Raw genomic sequence first — 18752 nt, 5'->3', positions numbered from 1 at the left:
AATGGATTTCGAGATGACTCTTCTTGTAACCGGCGGCACCGGTTTCGTTATGAGCGTTCTGGTTCGCGAATGGCTTGACCGCGATCCCGCCGCCCGCGCGGTCATCCTGGACCGCTCCGGTCTGGACGCGATGGCCGAACGCTATTTCGCGCCTGTTCGCGATCGGTTGACGGTGATTGCCGCCGATATATTGGATTCGGATCAATGGGCTGGCCTTCTGGATGCGCATAGCATTTCGGCCGTCGTGCATGGCGCAACGATCACGCCGATTTCGCGCGGCACCGCGACGGAAGCCAAGCGTCAGCCGGAGGCCGAGGACCCGGCGCGCATCGTTGACGTCAATCTCATGGGGACTGTGCGGGTCCTGGAATGGGCACGAAGCAAGCCCTCGGTAAAACGCTTTGTGTATGTCAGCTCTGGATCGGTCTATCGCCATCATGGTCCGGATTGGGCGGGAGAACCGCTGCCTGAGGACGGCTATGTCGCGCCGCTCACACTTTACGGCATTTCGAAATTCGCCTCGGAAATGGTTGTCAATCGCTATGCCGACCTCTTCGGATTGTCAGCGCTGAGCGTCCGTCTGGCGTCCGTCTACGGTCCGATGGACCGGGCGACCGAAAGCCGCAATTTCCGCCACGTCCCGAACCGGATTGCGCATATGGCGCTTTCAGGCGAGGTAATCCGCCCCAACAGCCTGGAGCCGGTCGGCGACTATGCGCATTCGGGCGATGTGGCAAAGGCGATTATCGCGCTGCTATCAGCGCCGCGCTTGCGCTACCGGCACTACAATATCGGTAGTGGCGTCACCTCCACCATCGGGGATGTCATCGGTTGGGCGCGCGAGCGTGTGCCTGGCCTTCAGGTTGAGGTCAGCCCGCACGACACCGCCAACGTCATCCAGGACACGGCGCTGAAGGATGGCATGTGGGGTGCCTACGATCTGGCGCGGATCGAGCGTGATACCGACTGGCGCCCGCGCTCCGGCAAGGAGGCGTTTCACGACTACATGGACTGGATCGTCGCCAACGAGAGCGCCGCCAGTGGGGAGGGAAAATAATGTCTGACGATACCACGCTGTTGCATACCGAACGCCAACCCCGCGACTTTATCGGCTATGGTCCAAAGCCGCCGCATATGAGCTGGCCTGATGGCGTCAAGCTCGCGATCAACCTCGTTCTGAACTACGAGGAGGGCTCTGAATATTCCTGGCTGGAGGATGGCCGCAACGATAATTGGGGCGAATACAATATCCCCAACAGCCCGCCGGTGCGCGATCTCGGTACGGAGACGCATTTCGAATATGGCAGCCGCGCCGGCGTCTGGCGTCTGGCGCGGCTCTTCGATCGCTACAAGATCCCGGTCACTGTTTCCGCCTGCGCCGTCGCGCTGGAGCGCAATCCTGCCGTTGTCGAGTGGATGAATGCGCGCGGTCACGACCTGCTGGGCCACGGCTTACGCTGGAGTGAATACTCGACCATCGAGCGCAGCGAAGAGGAGCGTCAGCTTCGCGAAGCGATCGCTTTATACAAGAAGCTGACTGGCCGACGGCCGATGGGCTGGAATTGCCGCTCTTTCCCAAGCGTCAACACACGAGACCTGATCGTCAGGGAGGGTGGCTTCCTCTACTATTCCGATCCCTGCAACGACGATCTTCCCTATTTCCTCGATCACGACGGCACGCGCCTGCTCGTTGTTCCTTATTCCAAGACGCTGAACGACAGCCGCTATCTGATCGCACCGGGCTACAGCAATCCGCGCGACTTTGCCGAGGACTGCCGTTCGGCCATCGATTACATGATCGGCGAGGCCGACGAGACCGGCGGCCGCATGCTGACGATTGGTGTGCACGCGCGCTGGATGGGCCAGCCGAACCGGGCGTCTGGTCTGCGCGAGGTCATCGAGCATGTCCAGAAAACCCCAGGCGCTGCCTTCATGCGCCGTGAAGACATTGCCCGCCATTGGCTTGAAAATCATGGATAAATCAATCGACAAGCTCGCCGTGGGCGAGGCGGGCTCCTTGCGACCTGCGCAGTCAAAGGAAGCTGAGACGAGGCGACAGGATATGACCGGCGCTGAGCTCGTCGCGTCGATCCTGAAACAGGAAGGGGTGAAGCAGATTATCGGCTTCCCCAACAGCGAGCTTTTCGATGCGTCGGCAGCGCTCGATATACCGCCGGTTATCACCCGCACGCCACGCGTCGCCGTCAACATCGCCGAGGGCTATGTCCGCACGGCTGCGGAAGGCGAACTGGCCGTCGTCACTGTGCAATACGGTCCGGGCGCGGAAAGCGCTTTCGGCGGCATTGCCCAGGCCTTCAACGACCGCGCCCCCATCCTGTTTCTGCCAACAGGCTATCCTCGCGGCTCCGAAGCGGTCACGCCGAACTTCGAAGCCCGCCGTAATTTCCACCACATTACCAAATGGTGCGAGGCTGCAAGCCGCGTCGAGCACCTGCCGAAATTGATGCATTCCGCCATTTCCCGCGTCCGCAACGGGCGCCCGGCGCCGGTTTTGCTGGAGTTGCCCGTCGATCTGCTGGCGGAGAAGGTCGATTCGTCCCAACAAACCTATCAGAGGCCGCGGCGTAGTGCGCCGCAAGCCGATGCGAGCGAAATCGCCGAATTGGTCGACACGCTTCTGAAGGCGAAGAATCCTGTCGTCCTTGCCGGGCAGGGCGTGCTTGCAGCGTCTGCATCGAAGGAACTGGTTGAATTTGCCGAATTGCTGCGCATCCCCGTCATGACGACCCCCAACGGCAAGAGCGGTTTTCCGGAAAACCATCCACTCTCGCTTGGCACAGCCGGGCGGGCGCGGCCGGCAACGGTCGATCATTTCATGGAAAAGGCAGATGTCGTGCTGGCGCTCGGCACGAGCCTCACGCGTTCATACTACATCCTGCCGATCGGCAAGGAAAAGGTGCTGCTGCAGGTCACCATCGACGAGGGCGATCTCGGCAAGGATTATCCGATCGCCCAGGGCGTTGTCAGCGATGCCCGCGCGGCGTTGAAGCAGATGATCGCTTACGTTCGGGAGCGAAAGCTTGAGATCGCCGACCGATCCGACATCGAGGACGAAATCCGCTCCATACGGTCCGCTTTCATGCAGCGCTGGATGCCGTTCCTCACGGCCGACAGCGAGCCGATTTCGCCCTACCGCGTCGTGTGGGAAATCATGCAGGCGGTCGATCCGGACAAATCGGTCGTCACTCACGATGCCGGAAACCCACGCGACCAGTTCAGTCCGTTTTATCAGGCGACCGCGCCTGGCAGCTATCTCGGCTGGGGCAAGACGACCCAACTCGGCAGCGGCCTCGGTTTTGCGCTCGGTGCCAAGCTCGCGCGACCGGAGGCGACCGTCGTCAATCTGATGGGGGAATCCGCTTTTGGCATGGTCGGTATCGATTTCGAGACGGCAATCCGCTGCCATCTGCCGATCCTCACCATCGTCCTGCGCAACAATGTCCTTGGTGGCTATGCCGCCAGCATGCCGATTGCGACAAAGAAATATGGCGCAAACCGCATGTCAGGCGGGTACGCGCCCATCGCCGAAGCTCTCGGTGGCTATGGCGAATGTGTAACTGCGCCGGGCAATCTTCGGCCGGCATTGCTTCGCGGCCTCGAGCGGGTCAACAATGGGCAAGCCGCCCTCATCGAGGTTGTCACGCATGAAGAACCCCGTCTTCCGGGTCTGAGCTGAGAACCGCAAGAGGAGAGCAATATGTTCGACACGCTCATATCCGGCGGCACAGTCGTCAATGCCGATGGCGAGGTCAGGGCAGATGTTGCCATTGCCGATGGTCGCATTGCCGCGATCCTGTCTCCCGGCGATGCGGCAACGGCCCGGACTGAAATCAACGCAGCCGGCAGACATCTGCTGCCCGGACTGGTCGACGCGCACGTCCATCTTCGGGAACCCGGCCTGACCCACAAGGAAGATTTTGACAGTGGCACGAAGGCTGCGGCACTCGGCGGCGTGACAACGGTTCTGGACATGCCGACGGACGACCCATGGACGGCAACGGGCAAGCAACTCAGTGACAAGATGGCACTCGCCGGTGGACGCCTTCACGTCGACGTCGGCTTCCAGGCGGTCATCGGCAGAGATCTCGAAGCGCTAGAGGCGTTGATCGCGCTCCGGCCGGTATCCCTCGAACTGTTCACCGCGGATGTTCCGCCAGCCTTCATGTTCGACAGCCTTGACGCCGTCAAACAGACGCTGAAACGGCTTGCCCCGCACGACATGTTGATTGGCATCTCCCCCGGCGATCAGTCGCTGCTGCTCGGCAGCGACATACGCGACCGCAGTGGCGACATTCCGGCATTCTTGTCCAGCCGGCCACCTCTTGCCGAGGCGGGCGGTATCGCCCGTGCGGTCTTGGCTGCAGCAGAGACAGGTGCGCGCATTCACGTTCGTCAGATCAATTCTCTGCTTGGTGTCGGCGTATGGCGCCGGCTTCGGGACATGGCTGACGCGACTGTCGAAACGACGCCGCAAAACCTGTTCTTCACGGCCGATGACTATCAGACGCAGGGCGCAGGCCTGAAAGGCTCACCGCCGCTGAGGGGTAGGGAGGACGTGGAGGCTTTGCGCGCTGCCTTGGCGGAAGGATCGATCGATATCATTGCGACCGACCATGCTCCTCACAGCCGGGCGGAAAAAGCGATGCGTTACAGCGCCTTCTCGGAGATCCCCGGCGGAATGCCAGGATTGCAAACGCTGCTTCCGGTCATGCTGAAGCTGGTCGGCGAGGGGTTGATCGGACTGACCGACCTCGTGCGCATGTGCGCATTCACGCCAGCCAAACGCTTCGGCCTTGGCCGCTCGAAAGGCAGGATCGCCGCGGGCTATGACGCTGACATCGTCATCGTCGATCGGAACCGGGCGTCGACAATCACTAGTGCCGAGCAGGCATCTCGCGCGGCCTACACGCCCTTTGATGGCTGGAGCATCCCTGCAAGGCTGACCGATGTTTTCTTGCGGGGCGAACGGATCGTGAGCGAGGGGTCGCTCGTCACATACGCCCATGGCCAGGTCGTCACCCGGCAGGATTGAGGAAAAGCGATGTCCATGTTGCAGAACAAAATCGCCATTGTCACCGGCGCAAGCTCCGGCCTGGGTCGTGCCATCGCCTTGCGCTATGCCGGCGAAGGAGCCTCGGTCGTCGTCGCCGACATCGTGGAAGCGCCGCTTGAAGGCGGCGAGACCACCTTGGAGCGGATCCGCGCCGCTGGCGGCAAGGCGCTGTTCGTCAAGACCGACATTTCGAATTGGGATTCCGTCGATGCGCTGGTTGCCGAGACAGTCAAGCATTTCGGCCGCCTTGATGTGATCGTCAACAATGCAGCGATTTATACCTCGACCAATCTGCTCGAAACGACGCCCGAACAATGGGCCCGCGTGATCGGCGTCAACCTCACCGGCTTCTTCTATTGCTGCAAGCGGGCTGCGGAACAGTTCCTGAAACAGGAACCGATCAACGACGTGCGCGGACGCATCATCAATATCTCTTCGCAGCACGGCATGGTCGCCTGCCCAGGCGACTTCCCTTACGGGGTCAGCAAGGGCGGCATCGTCCAGATGACCCGCCAGATCGCGGTCGATCATGCCGACGACCTGATCGTCTGCAACGCGATCGCCCCGGGCAAGATCATCACCGGCAAGCCCGGCGTCGCCAATGATCCCGACGCACTTGACTACTCTCGCCGACGCACGCCCTGGCCGCGGCTCGGTGCACCTGATGACGTGGCGGGTGCCGCACTTTTCCTTGCAAGCGACATGGCAAGCTACATCACCGGCGTCAACCTCATGGTCGATGGTGGCTGGATGGCCGGTTAGAGCAATTCCAGGAAAAGTGCGAAGCGGTTTTCCGTCCGGGATTGCGAAAAAACAAGAAAATGGAGCGGTTCTGCGTTTCCGTGAAAAGCTGAACCGCTCTGGACGGCGATTTTCAATGAAGACCCGGCTCCGCCGGAAGAAGGAAAGGAAATACGCATGGATCTCGGAATAAAGGGCAAGACCGCGCTGGTTCTCGGCGCAGGTGGCGGCCTCGGCAACGCTATCGCCAGGACGTTGGCCAAAGAGGGCAGCAAGGTCGCCGTTGCCGATATCAACAAGGAAGCTGCCGAAAAGACCGTTGCGGACATTCAGGCCAGCGGCGGCTCCGCCATGGCGCTTTCCTGGGATCTCGGCGATCTCACGGTAATAGAGCCGAACTTGTCCCTGATCGAAAAGCAACTTGGATCGGTGGATATCCTCGTCAATATCACCGGTGGACCGCCGCCGACGCTCGTTTCCGGCCAGAGCGCCGAAAGCTGGCGGAAATATTTCGACAGCATGGTGCTTTCGGTGATTGCGATCAGCGATGCCGTGCTGCCGAAAATGCGGGAAAAGAAGTGGGGCCGGATCATCACCTCGACATCGTCGGGTGTTGTCGCGCCCATCCCCAACCTCGGACTGTCAAATGCGCTGCGCATGTCACTGCTCGGTTGGTCGAAGACCCTTGCCGGCGAAGTCGGCCGCGACGGCGTCACGGTCAACATTGTCCTTCCCGGCCGTGTCGCTACACAGCGCATTACGTTTCTCGATGAGCAGAAAGCAAAGCGGGAAGGAAAGACAGTCGAGGATGTCTCTGCCGCAAGCACCGCGTCGATCCCGGTTGGCCGCTATGGAGATCCCCAGGAATATGCCGATGTCGTGACGTTCCTGGCGAGCGGGCGCGCCTCCTATCTTACCGGCTCCGTCATCCGCGTCGACGGTGGCCTGATTGCCAGTGTCTAAGCCGGGTTGATAGAAGCACTCAAGCGATAGACGATTCCGCGCTCAGCCGGGCGTTCGTCGATCTCGAAGGCGGTCACTCCAAGCCCGCACGGTCCCGGCCACCGTTCTCAGGTGGTCGGCGGCCGTGAAACCTGAAACCGCCTTCCGTGGCTTCAGATCATGGTCGCCATCTTCGAGCCAAAGTATTTCGATGGTCTCCGACAGCGCATAACGGGAGACTTCCTCACGAGCGCCAAATTGATCTCGGGTGCCCTGACAGATCAACGTCGGCGTCTTCAATTCGATGAGATGCGCCGTACGCAGATCTTCGGGTTTTCCGGGTGGATGAAAGGGGTAGCCCAGGCAAAGCAATCCGGCGATCTTGCCGGCTGCATAGAGGTCATCGGCGATCATGCTTGCTACGCGGCCGCCCATTGACTTGCCACCTATGATGAGCGTGCCAGTGGCGCCAAGCTCGTCGATAACAGCCAGATATTCGCCCTTCAGCGTTTCGGCCCGGGGCGGCGGTTTCTTTAACCCGGTACTGCGCCGCCCGGCCATGTAGGCAAATTCAAAACGGGCAACACGAAAATCGGATTCGGCAAGGGTTCTGGCGGCAGCATTCATCGAAGCGGAATCCATCGGTCCACCTGCACCATGCGCGAGGAGAATGGTGATCTCAGCGTCTTCGGGGCCTTGAAGGAGGAACTTGCCGTTTGCGATTGTCATGCGGCTAGTTTTCGCCCACGTTTTCGGGTTTGGCAATCACGGGAATGGCAAATCCGCATTTATCGTTCGCAGCCCGGGTGAGGCAAAAGGCTGTCCGGCTGGCAGCTTGCCTCTAGGCCCTGAACCCATAAACCGGGAATGACCGAGATTGGGGGAAACGGAACGGCGGCACTTTGCGATAGAACAGCGAATTCCGCCATTGCAGCAGTGCACAATCTTATCGACGGCTTAGCGAGGGTGTGCAATCAATGGGCCTATGGCTAAATACGGAACGTCACTTGCAAATTGCACGAGCGGCAGATGCCAAGCCAATGGCATCGACATTCATTTTCTGCGAACGGGCGGTGACAAGCCGCCGCTGGTCGCCCTGCATGGCCTGATCGGAAGTGGCGCATGCCTGTCGCCTGTAGCCCGCACGCTGAAAGGCGACTTCGACGTGATCCTGCCCGATGCACGCGGGCATGGACAGTCCAGCGGTCCGGTCAGCGGGTATTCCTATCCTGAGCTCGCGGCAGACGTTATCGGCCTGATCGAGAAGCTGGCGCTGGATCAGCCGATATTGCTCGGCCATTCGATGGGGGGGGCTGACCGCTGCCGTCGTCGCCAGCCTGCTTGGATCGGCCATTTCCGGGCTCGTCCTGGTCGACCCCACATTCATCAGTCCAGAGTGGCAGCGCGAGGTTTTCGAAAGTGATGTCGCCGCGGAGCATGGACAATTGCTCACGTCGGCAAGATCCGACCTGCTTGCCCGGGCGCGCCAAAGAAGTCCGCACCGTTCCGACGAAATGATTGAGTATCTGGTCGACGCGAGGCTCCGGACAAGCCTCAAGGCATTCGAGGTGCTCACGCCTCCCAACCCTGACTACCGCGAGCTCGTGCGACGCGTTCGTGTCCCGACTCTGCTTGTCATTGGTGAAAGAGGGGTCGTCTCTCTCGATGCCGCCAAGGAATTGCAGCGCCTCAATCCGTTGGTGTGCTCTGAGCTGATTGCTAATGTCGGTCATGGCCTTCCCTATGACGAACCAAGCCGATTGGGTGGGGTTGTTCTGTCCTTCCTGCGGAGACTGGCGACTTTCCGGAATGAAACTGCGCAAGCTGACTGACCACACTTGAGGCGTTTTGCTGTCGGCCTACCCGCGCACCATTGTGCTGGCGGACAAGGTCTACGATGCCGATCGCATCCGTGAACTAATTCAGGAGCAGAGCGTCACCCCTAACATTCCGCGCAAGAGCAACCGGCGCTGGAAGCCTTGCTTCAGCAACGGGCTCTACCGCGAGCGCAATCTGATCGAGCGATTCTTCTCCAAGCTGAAGCACTTCCGCCGCGTTCGCCGCCAACTTCCTCGCCGTGGTCCAGCTCGCCTCGTTGTGGCTGTGGCTACGCGCTTAAGAGTTACAGCCTAGACAATGTCCTTGAGCCCATCCAACGGCCCGGTCAGGGCTGTTCGAGGCGGGACGAGGTCCGGGCGGATAAGGTGAATTTTCGGCGGTGTCCGCGTTTCTTCGATCAGCTCGAAGGCCTTGGTGATCATGCCTTCCACATCCTGGCGCATCATGATCACCGGGAAGGGGAGGAAAGATCCGAACGGATCGTAGTCGTAGCAGCCGACGACCAAGTCTGCGAAGGTTTCGTGCGGATGGGCCGACATAAAGCGCAGCAGCCCTTCGAAATTGATCGACGAATTGATGAAAAGCGCGCGCGGCAGACGGCCGGCCTTCTCGAAGAACGTCTCAAAAGCTATCCGTGCCGTATTTGGCGAATAGCCGGTCGGCTGAATCGACGCCTCGGGGTCGGCTCCGAGAAGCGCGCGTTTGACGTCCCGGAATCCACGGATGCGTTCGCGGCTTGCATGGTCGTTTCGCCCGCCGAACAGGAAGAGTTCGTCGGGGACCAGGGGGTCGTCGGCTGGAAAATGATGGATGATCGCCTCTGTCAGAGTACGACCGCCTTCGTAATTGTCGCTGATCACCGAATGCGCTTTCGTCCCCGGAAGATCGATGTTGATGTGCTTCAGTCCCGCCGCTTCGCAGACCTGGTGCACGCCATCGGGATCCGTTGCGCCGCATATGAACAGTTCGTCGATGGAATAGGAAATCAGGTTTTCAGCGGTTTCGCGTTCTTCCCGGGGATCACGGCTGGAGCTGACAACGATCGGACATTGCCCGCGTTGCCGCACATGGGCTTCGAAGGTCTGGGCCATCGAAGAGAAGTAGCGATTGTCATAAACGGGCAACATCAACCCTACCAATCCGGAGCGGGAACTGCGCAATCCCTGGGCCTGCCGGTTTGTGGTATACTGGTGTTTCTCCGCGAGATCGCGAATGAGGTCGGCCGTACTTTCCTTAATACGGCGCTTGCGCCAGGTGCCGTTTAAGACCGCACTGACGGTCGAGGGAGAAATCCCGGAGAGCATGGATAGGTCATAGATCGTGGCCTTCTTCCGACTGTCTTTTTTCATGAGCGTCTCCTCGGTTTTTCTTAGCGTCCGAGTCCTCTTGACGAAAGGATAGATCTCATCGATATTAATTGCACCATCGATTGTGCAAAAAAGAAAGATCGATTGTGCACAATAATGGTGCCGTTTGAGGAAGCGGCTGCCAAAGGGAGGCGGGGCCTTTATTCGCCACCTACGCCGGGAGGAAGGCTGCCGTTCGCGGTGTGCCTGTTTGTTCCCCGAAAGGGAACTGTGGAGGAGAAAATCATGAAAAGATTTATCGTGGCTGCGCTTGCAGCCTCGCTATCGCTCGCGACCGCCGCAACAGCATTTGCGCAGGAGACCGGCAAGGTCGGCATCGTTGTGAAGATCGGCGGCATCCCATGGTTTAATGCCATGGAAGCCGGCATCAAGGAGCAGGGACAAAAACTCGGCGTCGACGCCTCGATGATCGGTCCGACAAGCGCCGATCCGGCGCTTCAGGTGCGTGCCATCGAAGATCTGATCGCCCAGGGCGTCAAGGTCATCGGCGTCGTTCCCAACGATGCCAAGGTTCTTGAGCCCGTTCTCAGCAAGGCGAAGGAAAAGGGCATCATCGTCATCACGCATGAATCACCGGGCCAGAAGGGCGCGGACTGGGATTTCGAGCTTGCCTCCTCGACCGGCTTTGGTGAGGCGCATGCCAAGCTTCTCGCCGAGAAAATGGGCGGTAAGGGCGAGTATGCAGTCTTCGTCGGCTCGTTGACGGTGCCGCTGCACAATGCCTGGGCCGATGCCGCAATTGCCTATCTCAAGAAGAACTACCCCGACATGAAGCTCGTTGGCGATCGCTACGGAGTTGCCGAAGACGTCGACAAGAGCCGCAGTACGGCACTCGATCTGATCTCCGCGCATCCGGATCTCAAAGGCTTCCTGGCATTCGGCAGCCAGGGTCCGATCGGCGCAGGTCGTGCGATCGAAGAGCGTCGCAAGGTCGGCAAGATCTTCGTGCTTGGCCCCTTCTCGCCTGGGCAAGGACAGAAGCTCCTGAATGCGGACGCGATTTCCGGTGGCTTCATGTGGAACCCGAAACAGGCGGGCGAGGTCTTCGTGACGCTTTCGCAGAAGCTGATGAAGGGTGAGCAAATCAAGGATGGCGAGCAGATCGAAGGGTTGGGCACGATCCATCCGGATTTCGAGAAGCACAACATCATCGTGGACCAGCTCGTTCCGATCAACAAGAAGACGGTTGCTGATCTCGCGGCGATGGGCCTCTGAAACAAGACCGGTTCTCCCGGCAGGCTGGGCCGGCTTCGGCTGGCCCGGCATGTCCCCACCCATCCAAGGTATGACGGGCGGATCCGCATGTCTGAGATCGAAAGCGCGAATGCGAGCGGCGGAGCGCTGCTATCGCTCCGCGACATCAACATAACGTTCGGTGGCGTCAAGGCCTTGAAGAACGTGGCTTTCGAAGTCCATCCGGGCGAGATTCATTGTCTTGCCGGCGAAAACGGCTCGGGCAAGAGCACGTTGATCAAGATCATCACCGGCGTCTACCGTCCCGCGCCTGGCGCCGTCATCGAATATGACGGCCAGACCTATTCCCATATGTCGCCTGTGACCGCGCAGGCGAAAGGAATCCAGGTCATCTGGCAGGACCTCGCGCTGTTTCCAGAGATGAGCGTGGCGGAGAATATCGCATTCCAGACCGTGCTCGGTCGCTGGCCTCGCCTCGTCAATTATACGCAGATGAGGCGGTTGGCGATGAATGCGTTGAAACGACTGGGTGTTAAGCTCGATGTCGATCTGCCTCTCAAAGAATTTGCGATCGCCCAGCGCCAGATCGTGGCCATCGCCCGCGCTCTGGTCGGCGAAGCGAAGATCGTCTTCATGGACGAACCGACTGCGTCGCTCACCCAATCCGAAACCAACCATCTTTTAGAGATTGTCCGCAATCTTTCCGCCTCTGGCGTCGCTGTCGTTTTCGTTAGCCATCGGCTTGCAGAAGTGCTCGACATATCGAGCAGGCTGACCGTGCTTCGCGATGGTGCGCTTGTCGGCGTTTACCCGACCGAAGGCATGACGCAGTCTCGCATCACCGAGCTGATGACGGGAAAGACCTTCGACAATCAGGTTCGGGCGACGCCCAAGGATCAACAGCCCGTTGTCCTCGATGTCAGATCGCTCAGCCGGCGCGGTCAATTCGAGGACATTTCGCTGACGGTGCGGCGTGGTGAAACGCTCGGCATCACCGGGCTGCTCGGCGCCGGGCGGACGGAGCTTGCCCTTGCTCTCTTTGGCATGACGAAACCGGATTCCGGAACGATCGTACTCGACGGCAGGCCGGCGCGCTTCTCGTCCAATCGCGATGCAGTTCAGGCGGGCATCGCCTATCTTTCCGAGGACCGCCTGTCGCTCGGGCTCATCCAACCGCAATCGATCGCCGACAATCTCGTGATCTCGTCCTTGCGCAAGATCCTGTCCGGCGGGCTGCTATCCGACGAAAGGAAGGAGAGCCTCGTTGCGCGCTGGATCCGCGAGCTCGGCATCAAGATCGGGCGGCAGGAGGATGCGATTTCGACATTGTCGGGCGGCAATCAGCAGCGCGTCGCCATCGCAAAATGGCTGGCGACCGATCCGAAGCTGCTGATCCTCGATGCACCGACCGTCGGCGTCGATGTCGGCGCACGGGCCGGCATCTTCGACATTGTCGCCAAGCTCGCGGAAAGTGGCCTGGCGATCATCCTGATCTCCGACGAGGTGCCCGAGGTCTATTTCAATGCGGACCGTGTGCTGCATATGGCGCAGGGCAGGGTCGTCGGCTCGTTCGATCCACGGCAATGTTCCCTTCACGATATCGAGGCTGCCGTCTATGCGTAGTTTTATCGGCACCCATGCGACGGAGAGTTCCTTGTTGGCGGTGATGATCGTCATCTGCGCCTTCCTGTCTTTCGCCACTGACAATTTTTTCTCGCTTGGCAATACCTTCGATCTCCTCAACACCAGCTCGGTCAACATCATCTTCGCGGTCGGTCTGCTGGTCGTTCTGATCGCCGGCGGAATCGATATTTCCTTCGCGGTCGGTGCGTCCGTCGTGCAATACGTGACGGCGATCGCGCTTGGCTGGATCGGTGGGGGAGGCTGGGTTTCGGGTCTCATCATCGCGGGATCGATCGGCATCCTGCTCGGAGCGATCAACGCCTTCCTGATTCATCGTTTCCGGATCATCTCGATCGTCGCGACCATCTCGACCTTCAACATCTATTTCGGGCTTCTGATGTTCTTCACGAAGGGCGTGTCGATCTACGACCTGCCCGATTGGCTCACGGACAAGGTCGTCTTGTTCGAGCATGAGATGCCTGACGGCACTTGGATCGAGATTACCCTTCCGGTCCTGGTCATGGTAATTTGCGTCGTCGCCACGTGGGTGCTCATAACCCGTACCACCATCGGGCGACAGCTCTATGCCTTTGGCGATAATCCGGAAGGCGCGCGCCGTTTCGGGATCAATATCGGCGCCATGCAATTCATTGCATTTGGCTGGCTGGGCTTGATGGCGGGTATCGGCGGTCTGGTGCAGGCGCATTATGCGCAGGAGGTCGTCCCGAACGCACTTTATGGGCGCGAACTCGACGTGCTTGCCGCCGTCGTTCTCGGGGGCGCGCGTCTTGGCGGTGGCAAGGGATCGGTGCTCGGCTGCGTTCTCGGTGTGCTGCTGATCTCCATCACCCAAAACGGGCTCAATCTGATGGGCGTCTCGCCCTTCGCATTCAAGATGATCATCGGCGCCATCATTCTGGTCGCTATCACGCTGTCGAATACGCGGATCGAGAAACTTTTGCCGCTACTGCGTCGGGAGGGACAGGTGCGATGACAGTTCTCGTCGAAAGCTTCCAGAAACGCTTCGGTTCGGAAATGGCCGGACCCTTCTTCGCCTTCATTGCCGTGATGATCTTCTTCGGGGTCGCATCGCCGCAATTTCTGAGCCAGGCGACCTTCGGTTCGGTCGCCTTCCAACTGCCTGAGCTTGGCCTCCTGACGCTGGCGATGCTGTTGCCCATTCTGACCGGCGGGCTCAATCTGGCCATAACGTTCACCGCGAACATCGCCGGATTGACGGTTGCCTGGGTGCTGCAAGCGAATGGCGGTGTGGATGCTGGACCCTTGGCATTCGCCCTCGGATGTGTGCTGGCGCTGGCGGCAGGAGCGGCGAGCGGCGTGGTGATGGGTTTGGTCATCGCCTATACGCGCGCCCACCCCATTCTCGTATCGCTGTCGATGATGATCTTCCTGCGCGGCCTTGGCGAATTCCTCACCAGGGGCGGTGACGTATCGGGCTTTCCGGACTTTATCCGGCCCTTGGGGCATGGATCGTTGCTGGGCATTCCCGTGCCTCTGATCATCTTCATTGTCTGCGTTCTCATCTGGCATCTGCTGCTGACGCGCATGAAGCTCGGCTTCAATACCTATATGATCGGCTCCAATATCGAAGCCGCCCGTTATTCAGGCGTCAACACGCGCAAGGTCGTGGTCCTCGTCTATACGCTGTCCGGCGCCATGTGCGCTGTGGCGGGCCTCATCATGCTCGCGCGTTTCAACTCCGTCCGCGTCGGTCACGGCGAGTCCTATTTGCTGATAACGGTGCTTGCCTGCTTCCTGGGTGGCGTCAATCCATTCGGCGGCTTCGGCCGTGTGATCCCCGTATTCGTCGCGCTTGTGGTTCTTCAGCTTCTGTCCTCGGGACTGAACCTGATGGGAGCCAATCAGCATCTGGCAACCGCGGTCTGGGGCCTGCTCCTCGTCGGGGTGATGTTCCTGCGCTGGGTCGCCTCCCACTATAAATTCTTCAACAATAGAAAAGGATGAAAGCTATGGAAGGCTTTGGTGTTCACACGAGCATGTGGACGATGAACTGGGACCGCGCAGGGGCCGAGCGCGCCGTCGCCGCTGCCGTTAAATACAAGGTGGATTTCATCGAAATACCGATGCTCAATCCAACCACAATCGATACGGCCCATACCAAAGCTTTGCTGGAAAAGCATAGACTTAGGGCCGTTTGTTCACTTGGCCTCCCCGAACGCGCCTGGGCGTCAGTCCGCCCCGAAGCCGCCATCGACCATCTTGCCGTCGCTATCGATAAAACCGCCGATCTTGGCGGCGAGGCCCTTTCGGGCGTGATCTACGGCGGCATCGGCGAGCGTACCGGCGTTCCGCCGACACAACAGGAATATGACAACATCGCGCGGGCTCTGACGGCAGCAGCCAAGCATGCCAAGGGGCGTGGTCTCGAGCTCGGTGTGGAGGCCGTCAACCGCTACGAGAACCACCTGATCAATACCGGCCGCCAGGCGGTGGAGATGATCGAGCGCGTCGGCGCCGACAACATCTTCGTTCATCTCGATACCTACCATATGAATATCGAGGAAAAGGGTGTCGGCAACGGCATCCTGGCAGCACGCGATCACCTGAAATACATCCACCTGTCGGAAAGTGACCGCGGTACGCCGGGTTATGGCACCTGTGACTGGGACGAGATTTACGCGACCCTGGCCGCGATCGGCTTCAAGGGCGGCCTTGCAATGGAAAGCTTCATCAATATGCCGCCGGAGCTCGCCTACGGGCTGTCGGTTTGGCGCCCGGTCGCCAAGGACGAGGAAGAGGTCATGGGCAACGGCCTGCCATTCCTTCGCAATAAGGCGAAGCAGTATGGATTGATCTGACGGCGATGGCGGGATGTCCTCCTTCCCAGTCTGCGGTGAGAGGTCATCCCGGGCGATCGAATTGGGCACTGCTCAGGAGGGATGCGATGGTGACGACCGATAGAAGAGGTGCCGACGACGAGGCGTCGGTGGCTGTTCTCGATATCGGCAAGACCAATGTAAAGCTGAGCGCAGCATCGCCACGCGGAACTGTCTTTGAAACCATGAGCCTGCCGAATATCGTCAGGGATGGCCCTCCCTGGCGCCATCACGATCTGGGGCGGCTCGGCGACTGGATTTTCGAGGCCCTGAGTACCGTCGTGCACCGCCATCCCATAGGAAGCATCGTCTGCTCCGGACACGGATCCGGTGGTGTGCTGACGAGTGCAGACCCGGAAGAGGGCGATGGGGCGGCGCTTCCGATGATCGACTACGAGCAGCCGCTGCCAGCGGATGTCCGCGACGGCTATGCGCCTCAAAGCGGCTCTTTCTTCGACCGCGGCAGCGCGATCATGCTGGCGGCGACCCACCAGGCGCGGCAGCTTTATTGGATGGAGCGCGAGCGACCTGATGCCGTCGCCGGCGCGCAATGGTTCTTGGGCGTGCCGCAATATTGGGCCTGGCGCCTGAGCGGGGTCGCCGTATCGGAGAGAACCTGTCTGGGTGCGCAGTCACATCTGTGGAACGCCGCCGAGAGGTGCTGGACGTCGATCGTTAAAGAGCGTGGCTGGCGCAGACTGATGCCGCCATTTGCCAATGCCTGGGATGTGATCGGGACCATCAGCCCGGCGTTGGCGGCGCGCTACGGGTTGCCGACTGATATCGCTATTCTGGCCGGAGGCCACGACAGCAGCCTGAATCACTATCGTTATCAGGCAGCCGGACTGAAGGACTTTTCACTCGTCTCGACGGGGACATGGATTGTCGGTCTTTCGGATACGACGCCGCTTGCCGCACTCGACGAGCGACGCGGCATGACTTGCAACAGCGATGTGCATGGCGCGCCTCTTGGCGGGGTGCTCACAATGGGCGGCCGTGAATTCACGCAGCTTGCCGGCCCGGATGCGCCTCAAGGAAAAATCGAACTCGATGCTGCTATTCGGCTTGTCACGCAGGGTACCATGGCGCTTCCGTCTTTCAGCCATGATGACGGGCTGTTTCCCGGAAGTGCCGGCAAGGGCCGTTTCGTTGGGCCGGCGCCGGCAAATCCTGCCGAACGAAAGGCGCTCGCCGTTCTCTATGGCGCGCTTCTGACGACCGAATGCGTCGAAGCGCTCGGCAGCAGCCGGTTGCTTGTGCTCGATGGGAATTTCCTGCGCGATCCGCTTTATGCTGCTTTTGTCGCAGCGATGCTGCCCGGGCGCGAAATCCTCTTCAATCTCGATACCGTCGGGGTGACATCCGGGGCAGCCTTGCTGGCCGGTCACGTCCACCGGCGCGAGCCGGCGCCGATCAATCTGACCACGCCACGAGGGTTGGGTGCTTTCGCCTCCGCTCTTGCGGCCTATGCCGCCCTCTGGCGTACCCGCGCGCGAACGGCAGGCCTCAACGACAGCACTACCTACGGAAAGAAAGGGTTTTCCGATGCATGACGCACCGAGCGACAAGACGGCGGCACGCCGCGAGATGGTCGACATCTGCCGGCGGATGAATTCCAGCGGCATCAACCAAGGAACCGCGGGCAATCTCTCATGCCGCGTCGAGGGTGGTTTTCTGATCACGCCTTCGTCTCTTCCCTATGAAGCAATGCAGCCGGAAGACATCGTCGAAATGGATTTCGATGGCACGTACGTCGGCCGCCGTCCTTCATCCGAATGGCGTTTCCATCGCGATATTCTGCGTGAACGCCAGGACATCAACGTCGTTCTCCACTGCCACTCGCTGTATGCGACGACGCTTGCCTGTCACCACAAGACCATCCCAAGCTTTCACTACATGACAGGTGTTGCGGGCGGAAATACCGTGCGTTGTGCCGCCTATGCCACCTTCGGCACGCAGGCTCTGTCGGACAACGCGCTCATCGCATTGAAAGACCGGCTCGCATGCCTGCTCGGGCAGCACGGTCAGATCTCGCTTGGCAAGACGCTCGAGGCCGCCCTTTGGCTCGGGATTGAGATCGAGACATTGTCGCGCATGTATGTGCAGGCCCTGACCATCGGCGAGCCTCCGGTGCTTCCCGACGACGAAATGGATCGCGTCATCGAGCAAATGCGCAAGATGAGTTACGGGCACGCTCCCGATGCTGAAGGCGTAAACGACTTGGCTCGGCCAAGAGCAACTTGATAATTCCGTCCCCTCTGCCTTCGCGAAAAATTCTAGGCAGAGGAGCGTGGTGTTGTTGACGCTCGTTTCGAGCTTTGAGGGAATTCTTCTTCGGTTCGAACGAACTCGGGTTCGGCGCGTTGAGTGAGGTGCGAACGGTCAAGGAGGAACCCCTATGAAAAAGCTCGCTCTTATCGCCACTGCCGCTTCGCTTGTGCTCGGCATTCCCACGGCCGATGCCGCAACGGCGCATCGATCACAAAGACACCCCGAAAAGGAACAGGCCATGACCGGACCGAAAGAACGTCTCGGCACCCTGTCCTGCCAGATTGCCGGGGGCGTTGGAATGGTGATTGGCTCAAGCAAGTCCGTCGATTGTACGTTCAAGCGAAGATCAGGTCCGGCCGAGCACTATGTTGGCTCCATCGGCAAGCTCGGCATCGACATCGGCGTGACGGGGAAATCCTATCTGAGCTGGGTGGTTTACAGCATCAATGCGACCCGCGCGGGTGAGGGTGCTTTGGCCGGCAGTTATGTCGGCGCATCTGCCGGTGCTGCGGTGGGTGTCGGTCTCGGGGCAAACGCCCTGATCGGGGGCAATTCCAAAAATTTCGGCCTGCAGCCGTTGAGTGGCGAAGCGGGTACGGGACTTAACGTTGCTGCCGGCGTGTCGAGGCTGCAATTGCGCCCGGCTAGATAAATGCCCTGAGAAACGCATTCGCGGGGTGCCATGTAAGGCGCTCACCGTGAAGATGTCGATCTCTGAGGGATAGGGAGCTTTTGCCATCCCGATAAGGCAAAACCGCCGGATCTCTCCGGCGGTTCGGTATGTTTGCCGTGTTGCGGCTTTAGGCGGCGCGGCGGTTCTGGGCGAGCGGGCGGCCGTCGTTG

The 18752-nt window shown here is 60.1% G+C and carries 18 protein-coding genes and 1 pseudogene; 17 read left to right on the top strand and 2 right to left on the bottom strand.

Going from position 1 to position 18752, the window contains the following annotated elements; all coding sequences use genetic code 11:
* The first annotated feature begins 13 nt into the window (after nt 1-13).
* The 6 genes from FHT86_RS26515 to FHT86_RS26490 all read left to right on the top strand — a co-directional run bounded on the left by FHT86_RS26515 (nt 14) and on the right by FHT86_RS26490 (nt 6778).
* Nucleotides 14-1057 carry an NAD-dependent epimerase/dehydratase family protein gene (locus FHT86_RS26515; RefSeq protein ID WP_133710207.1) on the top strand — a complete coding sequence of 348 codons (1044 nt, stop codon included), beginning with the start codon at nt 14-16 and terminating at the stop codon, nt 1055-1057.
* A complete protein-coding gene (locus FHT86_RS26510; protein WP_133710208.1) occupies nt 1057-1980 on the top strand; it encodes an allantoinase PuuE in 924 nt (307 codons plus the stop codon). Before FHT86_RS26515 ends, FHT86_RS26510 begins: the two co-directional genes overlap by 1 nt.
* On the top strand, nt 1904-3697 hold the full coding sequence (locus FHT86_RS26505; RefSeq protein WP_312862521.1) for a thiamine pyrophosphate-requiring protein: 1794 nt from the start codon (nt 1904-1906) through the stop codon (nt 3695-3697). Before FHT86_RS26510 ends, FHT86_RS26505 begins: the two co-directional genes overlap by 77 nt.
* 21 nt (nt 3698-3718) lie before the next feature.
* Entirely contained in the window at nt 3719-5053 is a 1335-nt protein-coding gene (locus tag FHT86_RS26500) for a dihydroorotase family protein (RefSeq protein WP_133710210.1), read from the top strand.
* 9 nt (nt 5054-5062) lie between these two features.
* Nucleotides 5063-5836 carry an SDR family NAD(P)-dependent oxidoreductase gene (locus FHT86_RS26495; RefSeq protein ID WP_133710211.1) on the top strand — a complete coding sequence of 258 codons (774 nt, stop codon included), beginning with the start codon at nt 5063-5065 and terminating at the stop codon, nt 5834-5836.
* A gap of 156 nt (nt 5837-5992) precedes the next feature.
* A complete protein-coding gene (locus tag FHT86_RS26490) occupies nt 5993-6778 on the top strand; it encodes an SDR family oxidoreductase (RefSeq protein WP_133710213.1) in 786 nt (261 codons plus the stop codon).
* Between the two features lie 42 nt (nt 6779-6820).
* On the opposite strand, the gene FHT86_RS26485 is transcribed toward FHT86_RS26490, so the two are convergent.
* Nucleotides 6821-7486 (bottom strand): alpha/beta family hydrolase, encoded by a 666-nt coding sequence (locus tag FHT86_RS26485; RefSeq protein WP_133710214.1) that lies wholly within the window; start codon nt 7484-7486, stop codon nt 6821-6823.
* A 256-nt stretch (nt 7487-7742) separates the two neighbouring features.
* Between FHT86_RS26485 and FHT86_RS38190 the strand changes: the two genes are divergently transcribed.
* The 3 genes and pseudogenes from FHT86_RS38190 to FHT86_RS26475 form a co-directional block, all read left to right on the top strand.
* A complete protein-coding gene (locus tag FHT86_RS38190; protein WP_246779671.1) occupies nt 7743-8180 on the top strand; it encodes an alpha/beta fold hydrolase in 438 nt (145 codons plus the stop codon).
* Between the two features lie 22 nt (nt 8181-8202).
* Nucleotides 8203-8589, top strand: coding sequence for an alpha/beta fold hydrolase (locus FHT86_RS38185; RefSeq protein ID WP_246779670.1), 387 nt, complete (start codon nt 8203-8205; stop codon nt 8587-8589).
* A gap of 31 nt (nt 8590-8620) precedes the next feature.
* Nucleotides 8621-8876, top strand: a pseudogene (locus FHT86_RS26475) (IS5/IS1182 family transposase); the annotation flags it as partial.
* 10 nt (nt 8877-8886) lie between these two features.
* On the opposite strand, the gene FHT86_RS26470 reads toward FHT86_RS26475, so the two are convergent.
* The gene (locus tag FHT86_RS26470; RefSeq protein ID WP_133710215.1) at nt 8887-9945 is read right to left on the bottom strand and encodes a LacI family DNA-binding transcriptional regulator; all 1059 of its coding nucleotides are present in this window, start codon (nt 9943-9945) and stop codon (nt 8887-8889) included.
* Between the two features lie 243 nt (nt 9946-10188).
* Here FHT86_RS26470 and FHT86_RS26465 point away from each other — a divergent pair, with 243 nt between their 5' ends.
* The 8 genes from FHT86_RS26465 (at nt 10189) to FHT86_RS26430 (ending at nt 18561) form a co-directional block, all read left to right on the top strand.
* Entirely contained in the window at nt 10189-11178 is a 990-nt protein-coding gene (locus FHT86_RS26465; RefSeq protein WP_166656947.1) for an autoinducer 2 ABC transporter substrate-binding protein, read from the top strand.
* 87 nt (nt 11179-11265) lie between these two features.
* On the top strand, nt 11266-12780 hold the full coding sequence (locus tag FHT86_RS26460) for a sugar ABC transporter ATP-binding protein (protein WP_133710216.1): 1515 nt from the start codon (nt 11266-11268) through the stop codon (nt 12778-12780).
* A complete protein-coding gene (locus FHT86_RS26455) occupies nt 12773-13774 on the top strand; it encodes an ABC transporter permease (protein WP_133710217.1) in 1002 nt (333 codons plus the stop codon). Before FHT86_RS26460 ends, FHT86_RS26455 begins: the two co-directional genes overlap by 8 nt.
* Nucleotides 13771-14766, top strand: a complete 996-nt coding sequence (locus tag FHT86_RS26450) for an ABC transporter permease (protein WP_133710218.1) — start codon at nt 13771-13773, stop codon at nt 14764-14766. Before FHT86_RS26455 ends, FHT86_RS26450 begins: the two co-directional genes overlap by 4 nt.
* Nucleotides 14767-14771: 5 nt before the next feature.
* Nucleotides 14772-15620: a sugar phosphate isomerase/epimerase family protein gene (locus FHT86_RS26445; RefSeq protein WP_133710219.1), complete on the top strand. Its 849-nt coding sequence runs from the start codon at nt 14772-14774 to the stop codon at nt 15618-15620.
* Between the two features lie 86 nt (nt 15621-15706).
* Nucleotides 15707-17191, top strand: a complete 1485-nt coding sequence (locus FHT86_RS26440) for an FGGY-family carbohydrate kinase (protein ID WP_133710220.1) — start codon at nt 15707-15709, stop codon at nt 17189-17191.
* Nucleotides 17184-17882, top strand: a complete 699-nt coding sequence (locus FHT86_RS26435) for a class II aldolase/adducin family protein (RefSeq protein ID WP_133710221.1) — start codon at nt 17184-17186, stop codon at nt 17880-17882. The genes FHT86_RS26440 and FHT86_RS26435 overlap by 8 nt, the downstream gene beginning before the upstream one ends.
* Nucleotides 17883-18036: 154 nt before the next feature.
* Nucleotides 18037-18561, top strand: coding sequence for a DUF992 domain-containing protein (locus FHT86_RS26430; protein WP_133710222.1), 525 nt, complete (start codon nt 18037-18039; stop codon nt 18559-18561).
* Nucleotides 18562-18752 lie beyond the last annotated feature (191 nt).

The sequence above is a fragment of the Rhizobium sp. BK313 genome (assembly GCF_014193655.1).
Classification (GTDB): domain Bacteria; phylum Pseudomonadota; class Alphaproteobacteria; order Rhizobiales; family Rhizobiaceae; genus Rhizobium.
This window is presented reverse-complemented; position numbering and strand designations above follow the sequence as displayed.